Origin of the sequence: Exiguobacterium chiriqhucha RW-2, from assembly GCF_000416965.1 — a bacterium.
Lineage (GTDB): Bacteria > Bacillota > Bacilli > Exiguobacteriales > Exiguobacteriaceae > Exiguobacterium > Exiguobacterium chiriqhucha.
The window spans coordinates 146,700-163,670 of the sequence record NZ_ATCL01000022.1 but is presented as its reverse complement, the minus strand read 5'-3'; the positions used below and the strand labels follow the sequence as shown (position 1 = coordinate 163,670).

Genomic DNA, 16,971 nt, shown 5'->3' with positions numbered 1-16,971 from the left:
CCACGAGTCTGTGATGGAAACCCTTTTATTGTGCCAGGCGATCTTCATGGAGGTGATGATATACCTCGTCTCGAATCGCTTCGAGCGTACGGTCATGGACAATCATATGCTCCCGAATCGTCCGGTTGACGCGTTCATTAATCTTTCCGGCCTCTAAGTATCGATCCAACACAGGAAGGCTGAAGTCGTCAATCGGCAAATAGGCGATAGGAGTCACGGCGGATCCCGATTTCACAGAGACTTGCACGCCGTTCACTTCTGGAAAGAAATAAGATTCATAATACGGTTCGACGACCAGTTCTGCTTTCGCCGCATCCCGGACTTCCGGAATCGTCGTCGGCAACGCGATGAAATATACCATTTGATCGAACGAGAATGAGACATCTTTCAATGAGACACCGAGTGCCGTAGCGTGGCGTCGCGCCAGGTTGCCTGTCACGAAACGATAACACGGCTGACTCGTCAATAAAATCGAACCGATAAAGGCGACGGTCATAATCATGACACTGAATTCGGTCATAACGTTACCCCTTCCCAACGACAAACTTGGTTTTTCCCTTTTGATTTGGCTGCATAGAGGGCTTGATCGGCACACTCAATCAACTGTTCGAGGGACTGTTCATGAAGGGTATGCTTTGAAGCGACGCCGAAGCTGAGCGTCAACTGCCCACCCGGTTGTCGCTCTCCGTTCATAAAGTTCGTTCCGAGCACGGCGCTGCGGATCGTTTCCGCCACCTGTGCCGCCTCGACCTCGTCATACTGCGGCAATAGCACGACGAACTCTTCGCCACCGAACCGATAAGCCATCTGTTCATCCGGCACGCTTCGTCGAATGACACTCGCGAGTCGCGTCAACAACTCGTTTCCAGCCAAGTGCCCATTCGTGTCGTTGAAGTGCTTGAAATGATCGATATCCATGACAATCAGTGACAGCTCGTCCGTTTCGCACTCCCGGAACAAGACGTCCAAATCTTGTTCGAACGAGCGATGGTTTTTAAGACGCGTCAAGCCGTCACGAAGCGCCAATGTCTCGATACGTTGATACAGCATCGTTTGATGGAGCGCGAGCGAGGCTTGTTCCGCAATCGGACGGACACTATCAATCTTTTGAGGGGTGATCGGCTTTTTGTTGACAACGTTATCGATGACGAGGAGTCCGTAAGGGATTCCTTGATGGTGAAGTGGGAAAATCGTACACTCATCCATTTGTAAATCGGTATGTAGCATCCGCAGCACCGGGTCATCGGCGATGCTCGCGTAGACATGGAGCGGTCGTCCTGAATCGAGCGTCTGTTTGAACAGGTGGTTGCCATGAAACGGGATCGTCATCTTCTGAATTCGTTCGTTCAACTGTTCATCGTGCGTCGAGTCCGTCTCCTTCTCATCAATCAGTCCTTGAAGATCAATGTGTTGTCTCGTGATTTCTTCCCAAATTTGAAAGCCGTCTTCTGGATTCATCGGTCCTGTCCCCATGACTCCGTAAATGCTATCTTTTTCCAAATCCGCAAAAAAGATGATTGAACGGTTAAACCCGAGCCCATGCCCCGCCGTCACCGATGTCAAAATCGTTTGCAGCAACCGGTCCGGATCGAGCGTGTCTTGCATTGTAAAACTGACTTCCCGAAACACGTTCAATTGACGAGAACTTGCCGTCAACATCCGTAACCGTCCCGACCGCTCACGCTTCAACTGTTTGACGTAGCCGAAGAGCAACGCCGCGCCTAATCCAAAGAAGACATAACTGAGCAACAGTGGAAAGGATAGTATCCCGGATTGACTGTATACTAAAAGCCAGCTGACCATAATTGCAACAGTCATGCCTTTCCAGTGAAAACAGACGAGTCCCGTCATAATCAACAACAGCACGGACCAATGCAAATCATAAAAGTCGAACAACACCCCGTGCCAAATCACGACGAGACTGCTCGTCCCGGCGAGCAGCCAGCGATTCAGGGCGGGGGTCGTCATCAACCGGAGGATGTTGAGGACGATGGTGATTAGGACAGTGCCGCCAATCAATAAGCCATAAACCATGGTTACCCCTCGTTTCATCGATTCATCTATACATTTGATTATAAATCGAATCCTTGAAGGCGGGACCGAATTCGCCCAATCACTGACCAAACTTTTAACTTCCTTGAAGTATTTTCCATAAGATGTCGAACGTCTTTATCTACCTCTCGTATGAGTGATTTCACATAATCCTTTCGTTTACTTTAGTGGAGTAACGTGGAATGATGGAATTAACTAACCTATTTAAGCGAGGTGGAAGCGTGACCCGTACCGAACATCTAGAAGCTACACGGATTTTACAACATCTATTTAACGCGTCTTCCTTCGTCGGAATCGACTTCGGTTCCGGCCCAAACCATCACCTACTTTACTTTAAACGAGACGGCAACGAGTCTTGGCTCTCAATCGAAGGACCCTGGTACGTCCACTCATCGGGTCCGTCGTTCAACGAAGACGAACAACTCCATCACCTCGTCGGACTGCGACGTGAACGCGTCCGCTCCGTCCGTTTAACAGAAGACAACCCCAACCTTGAACTTACATTTGAATCCGGATCAGTCCTGTTCGTGAACGGTTATCATGAGCAGTACGAGAGTTGGCAGGCCGGGGACGCCCGCCCGCTCGGAGGCGAGCACTTTTTACTCGTCGCCATGCCTCAAGGAGACTTGGCCGTCTTCGCGGAAGATGACGTCTGATGGCAGCCTGGACGGAGATTCTCACGTATATGTTGATTGCCGGCGGCGTCAGTCTCGCCATAATCGTTTTGCGAAAAATCACGAAAGCATAATAAAAGAGCGGCCGCGGCCGCTCTTTTATTATTTCACCGTCTCGTCCTCGAACAAGCTTGCCCCGTTCGTCTGGATGACGTCTTGATACCAGAAGAACGAGTCTTTCCGTGAACGCTCGAGTGTCCCTGACCCATCGTCGTGCTTATCGACGTAGATGAAACCGTAACGTTTGCTGTACTCCCCGGTCGATGCGCTGACAAGGTCGATACAGCCCCAGCTCGTATAACCGATGACGTCGACACCGTCTTCAATCGCCTCCACCATCGCTTTCAAATGGTCACGCAAGTACTCAATCCGATAATCGTCATGGACCGAACCGTCCGCTTCGACCTTATCATAAGCCCCGAGACCGTTCTCGACGATGAAGAGCGGCAATTCATAACGCTCATACAGTTTGTTCAAAATGACGCGAAGTCCCATCGGATCGATTTCCCAGCCCCAGTCGCTTGCTTTCAAGTAAGGGTTTTTCACACCGCTCATGATGTTCCCTGCTGCTTCGTCTTCTGTCTTCTCCGCTTTCTCGGTACGCGACATATAGTAGCTGAGTGAGAAGAAGTCGACCGTGTGTGCTTTTAGCGTCTCGAGATCGCCATCTTCCATCACGAGTTCAATCCCGTTCTCACGGAAGAATCGTTTCGCGAACGACGGATATTCACCGCGAACGTGAACGTCGCCGCAGAAGAAGTTCATCATGCGCTCGGCGTCATGCGCGTACCAAATGTCTTCCGGGTTCGAGCTGTACGGATAGACCGGCGCCGCGATGAGCATGCAGCCGATTTGCATCGACGGGTCGATTTCGCGTGCCGCTTTTGTCGCGAGCGCACTTGCCACGAGTTGATGGTGCAACCCTTGATATGTCAATTGCAACTGGTCGTCCCCTTCACGGATCGCCATCCCGAGACTGAGCATCGGCATGAATTGGGCCCCGTTGATTTCATTGAACGTGAGCCAATATTTGACCTTGCCTTGGTAACGTTCGAACAAGACACGGCTGTACCGCTCGAAAAATGTCACGAGGCGGCGGTCACGCCAACCACCGTATGCTGTCGCCAAGTGGAGCGGCAACTCATAGTGCGAGATTGTGACGAGCGGCTCAATCCCCTGCGCGACGAGCTCGTCGATGACGCGGTCATAGAATTGAAGACCTTCCTCGTTCGGCTCGAGTTCGTCACCGTTCGGGAAGATGCGCGACCAAGCGATTGACATGCGGAACGTCTTGAAGCCCATCTCTTTGAAGAGAGCGATGTCTTCCTTGTAGTGATGATAGAAGTCAATGCCTTCGTGGTTCGGGTACGTATACTCGTCATGTAGCTCGAAATCGAACGTCGGGTCATGGATGATTTTCATCCGGTCCTTGCCGCCCGGCATCACATCCGCGATCGACAGTCCTTTGCCACCTTCTTGATATCCGCCTTCAAATTGGTTCGCCGCTGTGGCGCCACCCCATAAAAAGTTTTTCGCTACTTGTTTCATATCCATTTCCTCCTTTTAGGCTAAGACGCGCAAGACGCCGTGGTTTGGTTCGACGATGCCGCTATGTGTCGGCAAGACATCTAAGTAGTTCCCTGTATTGGTGACAATTACCGGAGTTATCGTGTCGTAACCGGCTTGAGCGATGGCTTCTAAATCAAATTTCACCAACACGTCGCCTTCGGTCACTTGTTGTCCGTCTGTGACGAACGATTCGAAATGTTGTCCCCCGAGCTGGACCGTGTCGAGCCCGACGTGAATCAATACTTCGACACCGCTATGCGACCGGAGTCCGATTGCGTGCTTCGATTGATAGACCGTGACGACTTCCCCGTCGAACGGCGCATAGACGACGCCTTCCGTTGGCATGATGGCAATTCCTTTCCCCATCGCGCCACTCGAGAACACTTCATCGCGAACGGTCTCAAGTGCGACGACTTCCCCTTTGACCGGTGAGGAGACCGGTGTACCGACGTGATCAGTCAAGACAGGTGCTGATTCGACACGCGGCGACGTTTCTTCCGATGCTACTTCTTTATGGAATGCGAACGTGAGTCCGAACGAGACGAGCGTCGCAACTGCCATCCCAATCAACGCACCATAGAATGTCATATCAAGGCCCGTTGCCGGAATCATGACCGGGATACTGAACACGCCGAGACCACCCATCGCATAAGCGGCCGTCCCGAGCATACCGCCGACGACACCGCCGGCCGCGCCGCCAACCATCCCAAAGACGAACGGTTTTTTACGCGGGAGCGTCAATCCGTAAATCGCCGGCTCGGTGATACCGAACACACCAGCGATCGTCGACGAGGTACCAAGTCCTTTCGTCTTCGGGTCACGCGCCTTCAATGTGATGGCGAGCGTTGCCCCGACTTGACCGAATGTCGCCATGAGGACTCCGACGACGATCGTGTCCATGCCGACGACTGCCAAGTTGTTGATGATAATCGGCACGAGCCCCCAATGGAGACCGAACATGACGAGCACTTGCCAAAATGCACCGATGAAAGCGATGGCGACGACTGGACTGAGTTCATATAAGAACGAGTAGCCGCCGGCGAGACCTTGACTCGCGTATGTTGCGACCGGACCGATGGCGAGGAACGTGAGCGGGACGACAATCAAGAGTGCCATCATCGGGGTCGTGAAGTTACGGACCGCCTCATGCGTGTGTTTGTTGAAGAACGTTTCGACTTTCGATGACACGTACGCCGCCAAGATAATCGGGATGACCGAGGACGCGTAGCTCATCAAGACGACTGGCACCGTGAGGAATGAGAGTGACTCGCCCGCACCTTGTATCGCGACGATAGCCGGATAGACGAGCGCACCCCCGATAATCATCCCAATATACGGATTGCCGCCAAACTTCTTCGCTGCCGAATGGCCGAGGATGACCGGTAAGAAGTAGAAGAGCGCGTCGGCCGCTGCGTTCAAGACGATGTATGTGCCCATGTCTTGTGTCAGTAAGCCGAGGGCGACGAGAATGGCGAGCAACCCTTTCAATAGACCACTACCGGCCATCGGACCGAGAATCGGGGTGAAAATCCCCGCAATCACATCAATCAAACGGTTAAAGACGCCCGTTTTTTCCGTATCGTCGTTCGATGACGTCTGGAATCCACCCGCCTCGACCACGTCTTGATAGACGTATGGGACGTTGTTGCCGATGACGACTTGGAATTGACCGCCGCTTTGGACGACCGTGATGACGCCGTCATGATTTTTTAACGCTTCAGGATTGGCTTTCTGTTCATCTTTCAATTTAAAACGTAGCCGTGTTGCACAATGGAACACGCTTTTGACGTTATCTTTCCCGCCGACGTGACGAATGATGTCCGCGGCGAGCGTTTTTGTTTGGCTCATACTGTTCACTCCTTCAATTTGGGTAAAAAGAAAAACCTAAATGAACGCACACGGGAGGTGCCGTCATTTAGGTTTGGCCTGCATCATCAGTAACCATCCTTAGGATCGTCGTTCTTTCATTAAGTTTTCGATATGAATCATCATATACAACCGCTCATCGGTCGAAACCTCGTAATTGTACTTCGTGGCGATTAGACCGGCGATTTTCTCGACACATTCGTAAGCATCCGGATAGCGCAGCTTCACCATCTCGAACAGTGTCTCGTCGCCCCCCTGCTTAATCTTCTCACCTGAGGCAAGCCGTTGGACGAAATACTTCAAGTGGGTCAAGAATCGTGAATAGGCGTATGATTCTTCATCCAAATCAATTTGAAAGTGGTACGTGATGATGGTGAGGATTGCTTGTGTGGCGCGTGTCATCTCGGTGACGAGATGCAAATTTTCACCTTTGGCGCCCGACATCGTCGCGTTGACGAGATGGAGCGCGATGGCGACCGCCTCGTCTTCGTCTAATTTGACGTCGTGCCGTTCATTGATGAGGGCGACCGCTTCTTTCCCGATGGTGAACTCGGGTCCGTAAAATCGTTTCACTTCCCAAACGAGCGGGTTCCGAATGATGATTCCATCCCGATACCGACTGAGGGCGAAATGGATGTGGTCGGCGAGGGTCACATATAGCGAATCATGGACCGACTTCTCAAGCCGCGTCTCCGCCAACTTGACGATTTCTTTGACCGTATCCATCTCCGCCGCTGGCATCTCATTCAAAAAATGAACGAACCGTTCGTGGCTCTCTTTACTCTCGAGCGTAAAGACTTTTTCGATCCGCGCTTGATCAATCGCATCACCCGGACGTTTTTGAAACGCAATCCCCCGTCCCATGACGACTTGTTCTTGACCGTTCGCTTGAATGGCCACGACGTTATTGTTGAACACTTTTGAAATCTGCATGGAATCAATTCACCTCCGCTCAAGTTCGAGTGAAAAGAAAAAAACCTAAATTCACACCGGTCCGCCCAAATTTGGATGATCGGCATCAATTTAGGTTTTGCCTGCTTGACCAGTAACAATCCCAAAATGGATTTTCTTCTTCTCGCTACTAGCATACTCCCTTGAAATCTTGACGTCAACATAAAAATAAAACGCTTACACCGTGACCGTTTTCACTCGAACAGGATGCGTTGCATCCGTTCTGGTGCCGCTAGAAAATCACGCATGACACGGACGTGCTCGAGTTCGTCGAACGTCGTCGGCCGGAGTCCCGTCTCGACTTGGAGTATGTCGGCGTCAGGATACGACATGAGGATTGGTGAATGGGTCGCGATGATGAATTGACTGCCCGATTGGACGAGTTCATGCATCCGCGCGAGCATCGTCAACTGCCGCATCGGGGACAAGGCGGCCTCAGGCTCGTCCAATATATAGAGCCCGCCATCCCGGAAACGATGGAGCATGAGCGACAAGAACGCCTCCCCGTGCGATTGCTCATGGAGCGATCGACCGCCGTAAGACGCATAGAACCGTTCCGGGTCGGGCGACGTCCGGGCAATCTCATCCACATAACTCGACAATTGATATGCCGTCTCGGCCCGGAGGAAAAATCCGTCCTTCGGTCGATAGGCACCCCGAATCGGACGGAGCGCCTCGAACAACGGGCTATGTGTTGCCTCGGTCTCAAAACGGAACGTCGTCGCCCCACCTTCCGGATTGAATCCGGCGGCGATGGCCATCCCTTCGACCAACGTCGATTTTCCACTCCCATTCTCGCCGACCAAGAACGTGACCGACTTCGTCATCGTCAGTTCATCAAACCCCTCAAAAATCGGTAGCGAGAACGGATAGCCAGGTGTCTCAATCCGGTCCCGTTCCAAGCGCACACCCCGCAAAAATAAGTTTATTCCCATTCGATCCAAAACAGTGCCCCCTCTCTCGACTCAATCCCGTACGACAGCCCTTGTGCCTCGAGTAACAGCTTATTGATAGCCAGACCAAGCCCGTGCCCGTTCGAGCGGTCGCCTTTCACATACATGTCCCAGATGTTGGCACGCATCGATGCTGTGATGCCCGGACCGTCATCCTCGATTTCAAGCCGTCGCTCGGTGAGCCTGATTGTAATCATTCCGCCAATCGGACTCGCATGATACGCGTTCTGAAGAAAGTTTGACAGGATGCGCTCCATCGCCAACCGGTCCGCCTGAACGACCGCGTCCTCGACGAGTTCAAGTGTGACCGTCACTTGCTTGTGACGGAACCATTCCTCCATCCGCGCGACCGTCGCTTCAATCAATTCATTCATGTGAACAGTCTCAATCGTGAGCGCCAGCTTGCCTGCCGATAGCTTCGAGTATTCGAGCATCTGGGTGACGAGCCGGTCGATGCGATCGACTTCTTCGGTCATGCTACGTCCCGTCGCGGCCACGTCTTCTTGTTTAACGACACCGAGTTCGAGCATCTCCGCCTCGTTTCGGACGATGGCGAGCGGGGTGCGGACGTCGTGCGTGATTCCGGAGATGAACGTGTTTTGCAGTCGCTCTTTCTCTTCGAGCGACGTGTTCATTTGACGGACCGCTTCCGTCAAATCCCCAATCTCGTCGTCGGTGACCGGTGGCAACGTGAGATCATGCCGACCCGACATGATGGACGCGGTCGCCTGCTTCAGCTCGATGAGCGGGGACGTCAAACGCCGACCCATCCAATACGTGACACCGACGGCGACGAGGAGTGCGAGCAAAAAACCGCTGCCAAGAATGACATAAATTTGGCGAAACTGAGGGTTCGACAGCGGGATAGGTGCATACGTCACGATTTGAACATCTCCTTCTTCCCGAAGGAACGTCAATAGCCGCATCCCGTTCACGCTGACCTCGTCTCGTTCGGACAATCCGTCCGGGTCGAGCATCGGCGTCATCTGTCGACGCATCCTACCTCCCCGTTCAAGATTGACCGCCTCCCCGCCTTGAAACACGAGGACATCGAGCTGTCCGGGTATGCCGCGCCCATCCACGAGAGCCTCGTAGACGATATCCGCCTCACGCGCTAATTGGTCATAGCTCTCTGTCTCAGCGAAACGTCCAATCAATAGCGACGTCAGGCCGAACGTGAGCAACGCCATGACGACGAGCGGAAGGATTGCCGTCCAAAGCAATTTTTTCATCAAACGGCTCATCAGACTTCCTCCAATCGATAACCGACGCGGTGCACCGTCTTCAATTGCTGTTTCATCGTCGGTGACTTATCCCGCAACTGTTTGACGTGCGTATCGACCGTCCGCGTGTCCCCGGCGAACGTGTAATCCCACACCTCGTCGAGTAGACGGTTGCGATCGAGCGCTTCTCCGCTATGCTTCAAAAAGAAAAGTAACAACTCATATTCTTTATTGGTCATTCGAATCGCTTGCCCGGCGTCGGTCACCGTGCGCGAACGTGCGTCCACCGTCATGTCGCCGAACGAAATCTCGTCCGTCTGTTTGACGAGACGCTTCAGACGAATTTCGAGTTCTTTTAACACAATCGGTTTGACCAAATAATCGTCGGCCCCGAGCTCGAGACCGAACACACGGTCATCTGCCTCTCCTCGTGCCGTCGCCAAGATGATGGCCGGCCGTGGCTTAAGCGCCTTCAGTTTTGGAATGAGCGTCCATCCTTCCCCGTCCGGCAGACGAACGTCGAGCAAGACTGCATCGAACGGTTGCTCGAGCTGTCGTTTCGCCTCGGCGAGCGTGCCGGCCACACTGACATGAAACCCCGCGTACGTTAAAAAGCGGGCGAGCCCGTCCGCTAATTTCGGTTCATCTTCGACTACGAGTACGTTCATCTTTATCGCCTCCACCCCCATTATATCGCATCGCGAAACGAACCCATCATTTCCCAAAGACAATTTGCAGAAACCTTGCAACTCCCTCACAACTTTTGAACGTTCACGTCCTACACTTGAAGTAGTAAAGGAGGAGATTGACATGAATTCATCTAAATTAGCCATCGCCCTGGCCGGCCTACTTGCCGTCTCAGGAACCGGCGTCTATGCCGCCACGAACGATACGACAACAACCGACGGAACGGAAACGACGACCCAATGCGAACGCGGAGAACACGGCGAGCGGGGTATGTTCGGTGACCGGGCCGCCGGGCAGGCCGCTTTGCTCGAGGCGCTCGGTTTGACCGAAGCCGAGGTGGAGGCAGCGCGAGAAGAAGGACAATCGCTTCCTGAACTCGCGGAAGAAAAAGGGATCACCATCGAACAGTTCATCGAGGCGATCATCACTTCTCATGAAGCGAAACTTGAGGCAGCCGTCGAATCCGGTGACTTGACGCAAGATGAGGCCGACGCGATTCTTGCCAACCACGAAGAACGTTTTGCTGACGTCACGAGTTACGACGACTTAGGCGACATGCGCGGCTTTGGCGGTGGACGTCACGGAGGTGGGCATGGCCCTCATCACGGTGGTCAATTCGGTGGACCGAACCAAGATGAGGACACACCTGCGGCCAATGATAACGTAGACAATCAGAGCACCAATTCACTGTAAGCAAAAAGGCAACCTCGCGGTTGCCTTTTCATATGGCCAATAACAGTAAAGCGTATCCGATGAGCCCGACAGCAAACGCACGAAAGCTGCTGTCTCGCTCTTCCGGCAGCTCTTCTTTCATGACGTTCAAAATAATCCCCCCGGCCAAGAACGCGACAATCATCGACAGCGTCACTTCATGGAGCACTGAAAATGCGCCGACGCCCCACCCGGCAAGCACAGCCAACGACAACCACAATCGGCCTCGCCTGTCGTACGACTCCTGATGGTGATGCCTCAGACCCTGGTCGACCGTGATGAAATGAATCCCTAATGCGACAAAGTAGAGTGTCATCGCCCATGCCGTATCGAACTCGCTCTCCGCGAGCACGTAGCCGATGCTGAAGTTGTAGACGATGAACAACGCCATGTGAATCCAAAAAACGCTGCCGTTGCCACGCCGTTTCATTTGCGTGGCCAACCGTTCCAAGCCATAAAACACGGCCAGACCGAGCATGCTGACGACGAGGATATGATTCTCGATTGAAGCGAACAGTCCGCTCTCGAGATGTCCTTCGAGTTCTTGTTGATATTCGTTCAGTTCAGGCAAGAGATGAAGAAACACATAGGCGACGGCGACTCCGCCGGCGAGTGACAGAAACCGGCTCCGCGGCGTCTCGCGCACGTGAATCAACTGTCCTGAAAAGTAGTGAATCAAGGCAAATCCGATGGCGAACAACAAGCTTAACCAAAACATCCAGTCACCTCCGACACGTTACCCGAAAGCCGAACTGTACGTGATGACTCCCGGTCCTTGTTCCTTACCCGAGTGTCCTCCCGGATACACTCATTCGCCTCGTTCGGCACGTTGCCGCGCCCGAATCTCTTTCTCGACGCGACGGAGCGCCTTCTTCGAACCGCGAGCAAAGTCATGGGCTTCTTTCCGGTCCCGGTAATCGATGAATAACGTTTCCAGGTCATAACCAGCTGGATACAGGTCGAGCGCTTTCGCCTCGCGTCGGACGCGGCGGAGCGGTTGCTCACTGAAGACACCATCGACATACACGGTGACTTGGCGCAACGATTCGTCCATCGCATAGACAAGACCGACTTGATCCGTCTCGAGCAGGCGGACCCGGTCACCTTTCACTAGCATTTGGTCAGGTTCGACGACAGGGCGGACGACTTCTTGTGTCAGTCGCGTCGCATCAAGGAGCGACTGGTCGTACGTCTTGTCGTGCATATAGCGGGCCGCCTGCCTCAAAATCGATTCGGGCAATTTCATTTTCCGGGCAATGAATAAGGCGTTGCTGTCGCCGGACTGCCCAATCAACAGCCGATACTTCGGTTCGAGCGTGTCCGGGTCGAACTGCATGGCCGCGTTCATGAAGTCAGGATGCGTCTCGGAGTACGCTTTGATTTCGCCGTAATGGGTCGAGGCGACGACGAGACAGCCCCGTTTGTATGCCTCTTCCAAAATCGCGATGGCGAGGGCCGCTCCCTCGTTCGGCTCAGTTCCGCTTCCGATCTCATCGAATAACAGTAACGACCGTTTCCCCGCCTTCTGCATGATGTTCGCCACGTTATGCATATGGGCCGAGAACGTGCTGAGCGCCGAACCCATGTCCTGGTTGTCCCCGATGTCGACGAATACGTCGTCAAACGTCGAGATGTCCGTGTCCGGATGGGCCGGGATATGAAGTCCGCTCATCGTCATCAAACTGAGCAGACCGATCGTCTTCAAGACGACCGTCTTCCCGCCGGCGTTCGGTCCGGTGATAATCAGACCGCGGTACGTGTCCCCGAGCGAGAAGTCGAGCGGGACCGCCCGTTCGAGGAGTGGGTGGCGGACTTGTTTCAATCGAATGTTCCCGACACCGTTCACACGCGGAGCGATACCATCGATGGCTTGGCTATACTTCCCTTTCGCGAACACCATATCGTATTGGGCGATGACGTCGAGCGTCGCTTCGATGGTCGGCAACGCTTCCGCCACCATGCCGGTGAGCGTGGCGAGCACTTGATAGATTTCGACCGCTTCCTCCGTTCGTTTGACGACGAGTTCCGCGTTCAGCTTCGCCACCGCTTCCGGTTCGATGAACACAGTCGTGCCGCGGCTCGAGGTGTCGATGATCGCCCCAGCGACTTTATGTTTATACGACGCTTTGATCGGAATCGTGAATCGGTCTTGTTTCTTCGTCACAAAGCCGTCTTGAATCGCTTCCCGGTTCGCAGCGCTCTTCAAGAACTTGCTCAACCGCTCCTCGATTCGTCCTTCGAGAATGTCGATTTGTTTGCGAACCCGTTTCAATTCTTTGGACGCCTCGTCGACGACACGTCCCCCGCGAATCGACTGGATAATGTCTTCCTCGATACTGCGCCACTCGCTCATCTCTCCCGCGTAAAGGGACAAGAGCGGTGCAAAGAACGCCTGCTCGGCCATGAACCGCTTCAGTTTCCGGGCACCCCGGAAAAATTCGGCGACGGCTTCGAGTTCGCTTGCCTCGAGCTGGATGCCCCGGCTGATTTTACCGATGAGTGGTTCCATATCGGATACCCCGATAAAGGGGACGTGTGACGTCGCGTCGAGAATCGCGCGTGCTTCCGATGTCTCTTGGAGCCGTTTTTTCACCGTTTGCAAATGGCTCGTCGGACGCTGGTTTCGTAACAAGTTGCGTCCGAATCCGCTGATGCAGTAGCGTTCGACGTGTTGAATCAAGTCGTTATATTGTAGTTTGTCTAAAGTTTGTTCATTCATGATGGAGTCTCCTTAAAAATGGGATGGAGATACCGCGCAAACAAAAAGCGTCGGCCGATGACGACCAACGCAAAAAGACAGACCGGTGTCTGGCAGTTTATGAAGGGCGGTATCTGTAACAGAACATGAAGGCATGACAAAAAGACGTGTCATCCAACATTTTTCAGTTCGTTAGGCAGATACAACCTCACTCATTAACATGCAACACCTTTCTCATTCAGTTTCGCCCTAACTATACAACAGATTTTCGAAGAAGTAAAATTTCTAGAGAACGCTTTCAAATTAGGTCTTGATATCTATACATCGGCGTGCTATCTTGAGGGTGACGAAACGAATAATGATCACATGTGACTGATTCGATCAGGCATGGGGTAAGACGAAAGGCTCAGGCCACCCGTCTATACTCCATGCCTGTTTTGTTTTTTCACAATCATTTTTCAAGCGAAAGGATGATTTGATTATGTTATTGAATAAGTGGATGAAGAGACATACACTCACACTTTATGCACCCATGGAAGGAGACATCATTCCACTTGAGGAAGTGACCGACCCTGTCTTCAGCGAGAAGATGATGGGCGACGGGATCGCCATCATGCCGACGGACGGAACCGTCGTCGCCCCGGCTGATGGGACCATCGTCCAAGTCGCACCGACGAAGCATGCCATCGGACTCCGTTCGGGAGACGGAGCTGAAATTTTGATTCATGTCGGACTCGATACGGTCGAGCTTGCGGGAAGCCCGTTCGATGTCCACGTCAAAGTCGGTGACACGGTCACGACCGGACAGCCACTGTTGACAGCCGACTTGGAACAAATCCGGCAAGCCGGAAAAGACACGGTCACCCCAATGGTCATCACGAACGGAGGCGCTTTGGAACAGCCATACTCGTTCCATGCAGGCGGCCCATCGCTTCCTGGGAAGACCGTCGTCGCTCAAGCGGAACAATGACTCCTCGATAGGAGGACACATGTTAAAAATCAAAAAGATTCTAAACAACAACGCGGTCATCGTCTCAGACGAGGGTGAAGAGAAAATCGCCATCGGACCGGGCGTCGCATTCAAGAAGGCACGCAACGATATCGTCAATCCGCATAAAGTTGAAAAGTTGTTCGTCATGTCGGAGAACGATAAATTTCAACAACTGCTGACGCGGATTCCAATCGAGCACTTCACGATTTCAGAAGAAATCATTTCGCATGCGGAAAAACGGCTCGAGACGACGTTCAACGAACACATCCATATCGTCCTCACCGATCACATCTCGTTCGCCATCGAGCGCGAGCAAGAAGGCATTTCGCTCCGAAATAAACTGTTGAACGAGATTAAGATTTTATATCGAAACGAGTACGAGATTGGACTATGGGCGCTTCACCTCATCGAGGACAAACTCGGCGTCAAGATGCCGAAAGATGAGGCAGCCTTCATCGCGCTGCACATCCATACACTAAAAGTGAAGGGAGGTGATTTACGCAAGACGGTCAAACAGACGACAATCGTACGTGACATGATTCAATCGATTTCGAGACGACTCGATCTATCTATAGAAGAAGATGACTTATCCTATCAACGCTTATTAACTCATTTACGATTCGTCATGGATCGGGTCAACCATTACGATCACCATACGATCGACGAAGATATGCTTCTCATGATTCAAACGAAGTTCTCGTCGGCCTATGCATGTGCGTCTGACGTCGCAAACGAAATGGAAGACTTATACGGCATCGTCTTGCCCGAATCAGAGCTTGGTTATATTACGCTCCACATTCAACGCCTGCAAGATCAACACCATCAAAAAGGAGGAAATTCACAATGATGAACTTTTTACAACGTCTCGGACGTTCCCTCATGTTGCCAGTTGCCGTACTTCCTGCAGCTGCCATTCTCATGGGGATTGGTTACTGGATTGATCCCGTCGGCTGGGGTTCTGAAAACATCGCCGCCGCATTCTTGATCAAAGCCGGTGCAGCCATTATCGATAACATTCCAATTCTCTTCGCAGTCGGGGTTGCCCTCGGGATGGCGAAAAACCGTGACGGCTCAGCCGCTCTAAGCGGACTTGTCGCCTTCCTCACGGTCACGACACTCTTGTCTTCGGCAACGGTCGCCTTGTTCCAAGGTGTCGACGTCGAAGCCGTCAACCCAGCGTTCGGTAAGATTGCCAACGCGTTCGTCGGTATCTTGTCAGGTATCGTCGCCGCTCAAATGTACAACCGCTTTAGCCATGTGAAACTTCCAGACGCGCTCGCTTTCTTCAGCGGCAAGCGTCTCGTCCCAATCATGACAGCGTTCTCGATGATTCTCGTCTCGGTCGCCCTCTACTTCGTCTGGCCGGTCGTTTACACAGGACTCGTCGGATTCGGAGAAACAATCTCGAAAATGGGCGCGATCGGTGCTGGACTTTATGGATTCTTCAACCGCTTGTTGATCCCGACAGGTCTTCACCATGCCTTGAACTCGGTGTTCTGGTTCGATGTTGCCGGCATCAATGATATCGGTAACTTCTGGTCAGGCGAAGGCGTGAAAGGAATCACTGGTCGCTATCAAGCCGGATTCTTCCCGATCATGATGTTCGGTCTTCCGGCAGCAGCTCTTGCGATGTACCATACAGCAAAAACGAAACGTAAGAAACAAGCGGCCTCGCTTCTTCTCGCCGCAGCGTTCGCATCGTTCTTCACAGGTGTCACGGAACCACTCGAATTCTCGTTCATGTTCCTCGCACCAGTTCTTTACCTCGTGCACGCGGTCTTGACAGGGATTTCCCTCTTCATCGCGGCGACGTTCCAATGGACGGCCGGGTTCGGCTTCAGTGCCGGTCTCGTCGACTTCGTCCTCAGCTCGCGTCTACCACTTGCGAACCAGCCTTACATGTTGCTCGTTCAAGGTCTCGTCTTCGGTGCCATCTACTACGTCATCTTCCGCTTCATGATCGTCAAGCTCAACTTGGCGACACCAGGTCGTGAATCAGACGAAACGGTTGACGCGGTTGCAACGGAAACAGCGCCTGAAGGTGAAACACGCACGGCTCCAGTCGCAGCCGGCGGACAGTACTCTGCCATGGCAGCGATGATTTACGATGGTCTCGGCGGCGATCAAAACGTCACGGGCATCGAATCGTGTGTCACGCGTCTCCGTGTCGATGTGAAAGACATGGATACGGTCGACCAAGCCCAAATCAAGAAAGCAGGCATCCCTGGTATCAAGGTTGTCAGCCCGAACCACATTCAAGTCATCGTCGGAACGAACGTCCAATTCGTCCTCGAAGAGATTGAAAAACTCCGGAGCCACCGCGCCGGGTAACTGACGAAAGCCACCTCATGCGCGAGGTGGCTTTTTGCTGTCTTGGCTCATATGTTAATAAAATTGTCGTTCACTCAGCTCTTCTTTTTGACTGACATCAACATTAGCGAAACCGTGATCGAGTAAATCAATAAGAAGATGACAATGCCTAACTCAAGTGCCGATTCAAACATGAGACCCCTCCATTCTCTCTTCTTCCTATTATTCCCATTCGCAATCGATTCAAACGGGATGTGTATATGAATCTAGTTCTACTCACATGAAA

General features: G+C 52.7%; 15 protein-coding genes. 5 read left to right on the top strand and 10 right to left on the bottom strand.

What is annotated here, in order from left to right:
• Positions 1-25 precede the first annotated feature (25 nt).
• Positions 26-520 (bottom strand): hypothetical protein, encoded by a 495-nt coding sequence (locus tag M467_RS30335; protein ID WP_021067996.1) that lies wholly within the window; start codon positions 518-520, stop codon positions 26-28.
• On the bottom strand, positions 517-2,034 hold the full coding sequence (locus M467_RS31525) for a sensor domain-containing diguanylate cyclase (RefSeq protein WP_021067995.1): 1,518 nt from the start codon (positions 2,032-2,034) through the stop codon (positions 517-519). The genes M467_RS30335 and M467_RS31525 overlap by 4 nt, the downstream gene beginning before the upstream one ends.
• 200 nt (positions 2,035-2,234) lie before the next feature.
• Here M467_RS31525 and M467_RS30330 point away from each other — a divergent pair, with 200 nt between their 5' ends.
• On the top strand, positions 2,235-2,708 hold the full coding sequence (locus M467_RS30330) for a DUF6188 family protein (protein WP_125318031.1): 474 nt from the start codon (positions 2,235-2,237) through the stop codon (positions 2,706-2,708).
• A 120-nt stretch (positions 2,709-2,828) separates the two neighbouring features.
• Here M467_RS30330 and M467_RS30325 read toward each other — a convergent pair whose 3' ends face one another.
• The 6 genes from M467_RS30325 to M467_RS30300 all read right to left on the bottom strand — a co-directional run bounded on the left by M467_RS30325 (position 2,829) and on the right by M467_RS30300 (position 9,956).
• Positions 2,829-4,280: a glycoside hydrolase family 1 protein gene (locus tag M467_RS30325; protein ID WP_031200425.1), complete on the bottom strand. Its 1,452-nt coding sequence runs from the start codon at positions 4,278-4,280 to the stop codon at positions 2,829-2,831.
• A 9-nt stretch (positions 4,281-4,289) separates the two neighbouring features.
• The gene (locus M467_RS30320) at positions 4,290-6,143 is read right to left on the bottom strand and encodes a beta-glucoside-specific PTS transporter subunit IIABC (protein ID WP_021067991.1); all 1,854 of its coding nucleotides are present in this window, start codon (positions 6,141-6,143) and stop codon (positions 4,290-4,292) included.
• Between the two features lie 99 nt (positions 6,144-6,242).
• Positions 6,243-7,094: a BglG family transcription antiterminator LicT gene (gene licT, locus M467_RS30315; protein WP_021067990.1), complete on the bottom strand. Its 852-nt coding sequence runs from the start codon at positions 7,092-7,094 to the stop codon at positions 6,243-6,245.
• A 212-nt stretch (positions 7,095-7,306) separates the two neighbouring features.
• Entirely contained in the window at positions 7,307-8,047 is a 741-nt protein-coding gene (locus M467_RS30310; protein WP_021067989.1) for an AAA family ATPase, read from the bottom strand.
• Entirely contained in the window at positions 8,038-9,309 is a 1,272-nt protein-coding gene (locus tag M467_RS30305) for a HAMP domain-containing sensor histidine kinase (protein WP_021067988.1), read from the bottom strand. The genes M467_RS30310 and M467_RS30305 overlap by 10 nt, the downstream gene beginning before the upstream one ends.
• Positions 9,309-9,956 (bottom strand): response regulator transcription factor, encoded by a 648-nt coding sequence (locus M467_RS30300; protein ID WP_021067987.1) that lies wholly within the window; start codon positions 9,954-9,956, stop codon positions 9,309-9,311. Before M467_RS30300 ends, M467_RS30305 begins: the two co-directional genes overlap by 1 nt.
• A 142-nt stretch (positions 9,957-10,098) precedes the next feature.
• On the opposite strand from M467_RS30300, the gene M467_RS30295 reads away from it, so the two are divergent.
• Complete coding sequence (locus tag M467_RS30295) at positions 10,099-10,668, top strand: hypothetical protein (protein WP_021067986.1); 570 nt, start codon at positions 10,099-10,101, stop codon at positions 10,666-10,668.
• A 28-nt stretch (positions 10,669-10,696) separates the two neighbouring features.
• Here the strand turns inward: M467_RS30295 and M467_RS30290 are convergent, their stop codons facing one another.
• Both M467_RS30290 and M467_RS30285 read right to left on the bottom strand, forming a co-directional pair.
• Positions 10,697-11,404 (bottom strand): hypothetical protein, encoded by a 708-nt coding sequence (locus tag M467_RS30290; RefSeq protein ID WP_021067985.1) that lies wholly within the window; start codon positions 11,402-11,404, stop codon positions 10,697-10,699.
• Positions 11,405-11,494: 90 nt separating this feature from the next.
• Complete coding sequence (locus M467_RS30285; RefSeq protein WP_021067984.1) at positions 11,495-13,405, bottom strand: endonuclease MutS2; 1,911 nt, start codon at positions 13,403-13,405, stop codon at positions 11,495-11,497.
• 460 nt (positions 13,406-13,865) lie between these two features.
• Between M467_RS30285 and M467_RS30280 the strand changes: the two genes are divergently transcribed.
• From M467_RS30280 to nagE, 3 genes are read left to right on the top strand one after another with little or no spacing between them, the layout of a single operon-like run.
• Complete coding sequence (locus M467_RS30280) at positions 13,866-14,354, top strand: PTS sugar transporter subunit IIA (RefSeq protein ID WP_021067983.1); 489 nt, start codon at positions 13,866-13,868, stop codon at positions 14,352-14,354.
• A gap of 19 nt (positions 14,355-14,373) precedes the next feature.
• Entirely contained in the window at positions 14,374-15,222 is an 849-nt protein-coding gene (locus M467_RS30275) for a PRD domain-containing protein (RefSeq protein WP_021067982.1), read from the top strand.
• On the top strand, positions 15,219-16,706 hold the full coding sequence (gene nagE / locus M467_RS30270) for an N-acetylglucosamine-specific PTS transporter subunit IIBC (protein ID WP_021067981.1): 1,488 nt from the start codon (positions 15,219-15,221) through the stop codon (positions 16,704-16,706). The genes M467_RS30275 and nagE overlap by 4 nt, the downstream gene beginning before the upstream one ends.
• Positions 16,707-16,971 lie beyond the last annotated feature (265 nt).

Excerpts from the sequence above, each read along its gene's own strand:
- M467_RS30335 (WP_021067996.1), bottom strand. The coding sequence starts at position 520 with ATGACCGAATTCAGTGTCATGATTATGACCGTCGCCTTTATCGGTTCG.
- M467_RS31525 (WP_021067995.1), bottom strand. The coding sequence starts at position 2,034 with ATGGTTTATGGCTTATTGATTGGCGGCACTGTCCTAATCACCATCGTC.
- M467_RS30330 (WP_125318031.1), top strand. The coding sequence starts at position 2,235 with ATGATGGAATTAACTAACCTATTTAAGCGAGGTGGAAGCGTGACCCGT.
- M467_RS30325 (WP_031200425.1), bottom strand. The coding sequence starts at position 4,280 with ATGGATATGAAACAAGTAGCGAAAAACTTTTTATGGGGTGGCGCCACA.
- M467_RS30320 (WP_021067991.1), bottom strand. The coding sequence starts at position 6,143 with ATGAGCCAAACAAAAACGCTCGCCGCGGACATCATTCGTCACGTCGGC.
- licT (WP_021067990.1), bottom strand. The coding sequence starts at position 7,094 with ATGCAGATTTCAAAAGTGTTCAACAATAACGTCGTGGCCATTCAAGCG.
- M467_RS30310 (WP_021067989.1), bottom strand. The coding sequence starts at position 8,047 with ATGGGAATAAACTTATTTTTGCGGGGTGTGCGCTTGGAACGGGACCGG.
- M467_RS30305 (WP_021067988.1), bottom strand. The coding sequence starts at position 9,309 with ATGAGCCGTTTGATGAAAAAATTGCTTTGGACGGCAATCCTTCCGCTC.
- M467_RS30300 (WP_021067987.1), bottom strand. The coding sequence starts at position 9,956 with ATGAACGTACTCGTAGTCGAAGATGAACCGAAATTAGCGGACGGGCTC.
- M467_RS30295 (WP_021067986.1), top strand. The coding sequence starts at position 10,099 with ATGAATTCATCTAAATTAGCCATCGCCCTGGCCGGCCTACTTGCCGTC.
- M467_RS30290 (WP_021067985.1), bottom strand. The coding sequence starts at position 11,404 with ATGTTTTGGTTAAGCTTGTTGTTCGCCATCGGATTTGCCTTGATTCAC.
- M467_RS30285 (WP_021067984.1), bottom strand. The coding sequence starts at position 13,405 with ATGAATGAACAAACTTTAGACAAACTACAATATAACGACTTGATTCAA.
- M467_RS30280 (WP_021067983.1), top strand. The coding sequence starts at position 13,866 with ATGTTATTGAATAAGTGGATGAAGAGACATACACTCACACTTTATGCA.
- M467_RS30275 (WP_021067982.1), top strand. The coding sequence starts at position 14,374 with ATGTTAAAAATCAAAAAGATTCTAAACAACAACGCGGTCATCGTCTCA.
- nagE (WP_021067981.1), top strand. The coding sequence starts at position 15,219 with ATGATGAACTTTTTACAACGTCTCGGACGTTCCCTCATGTTGCCAGTT.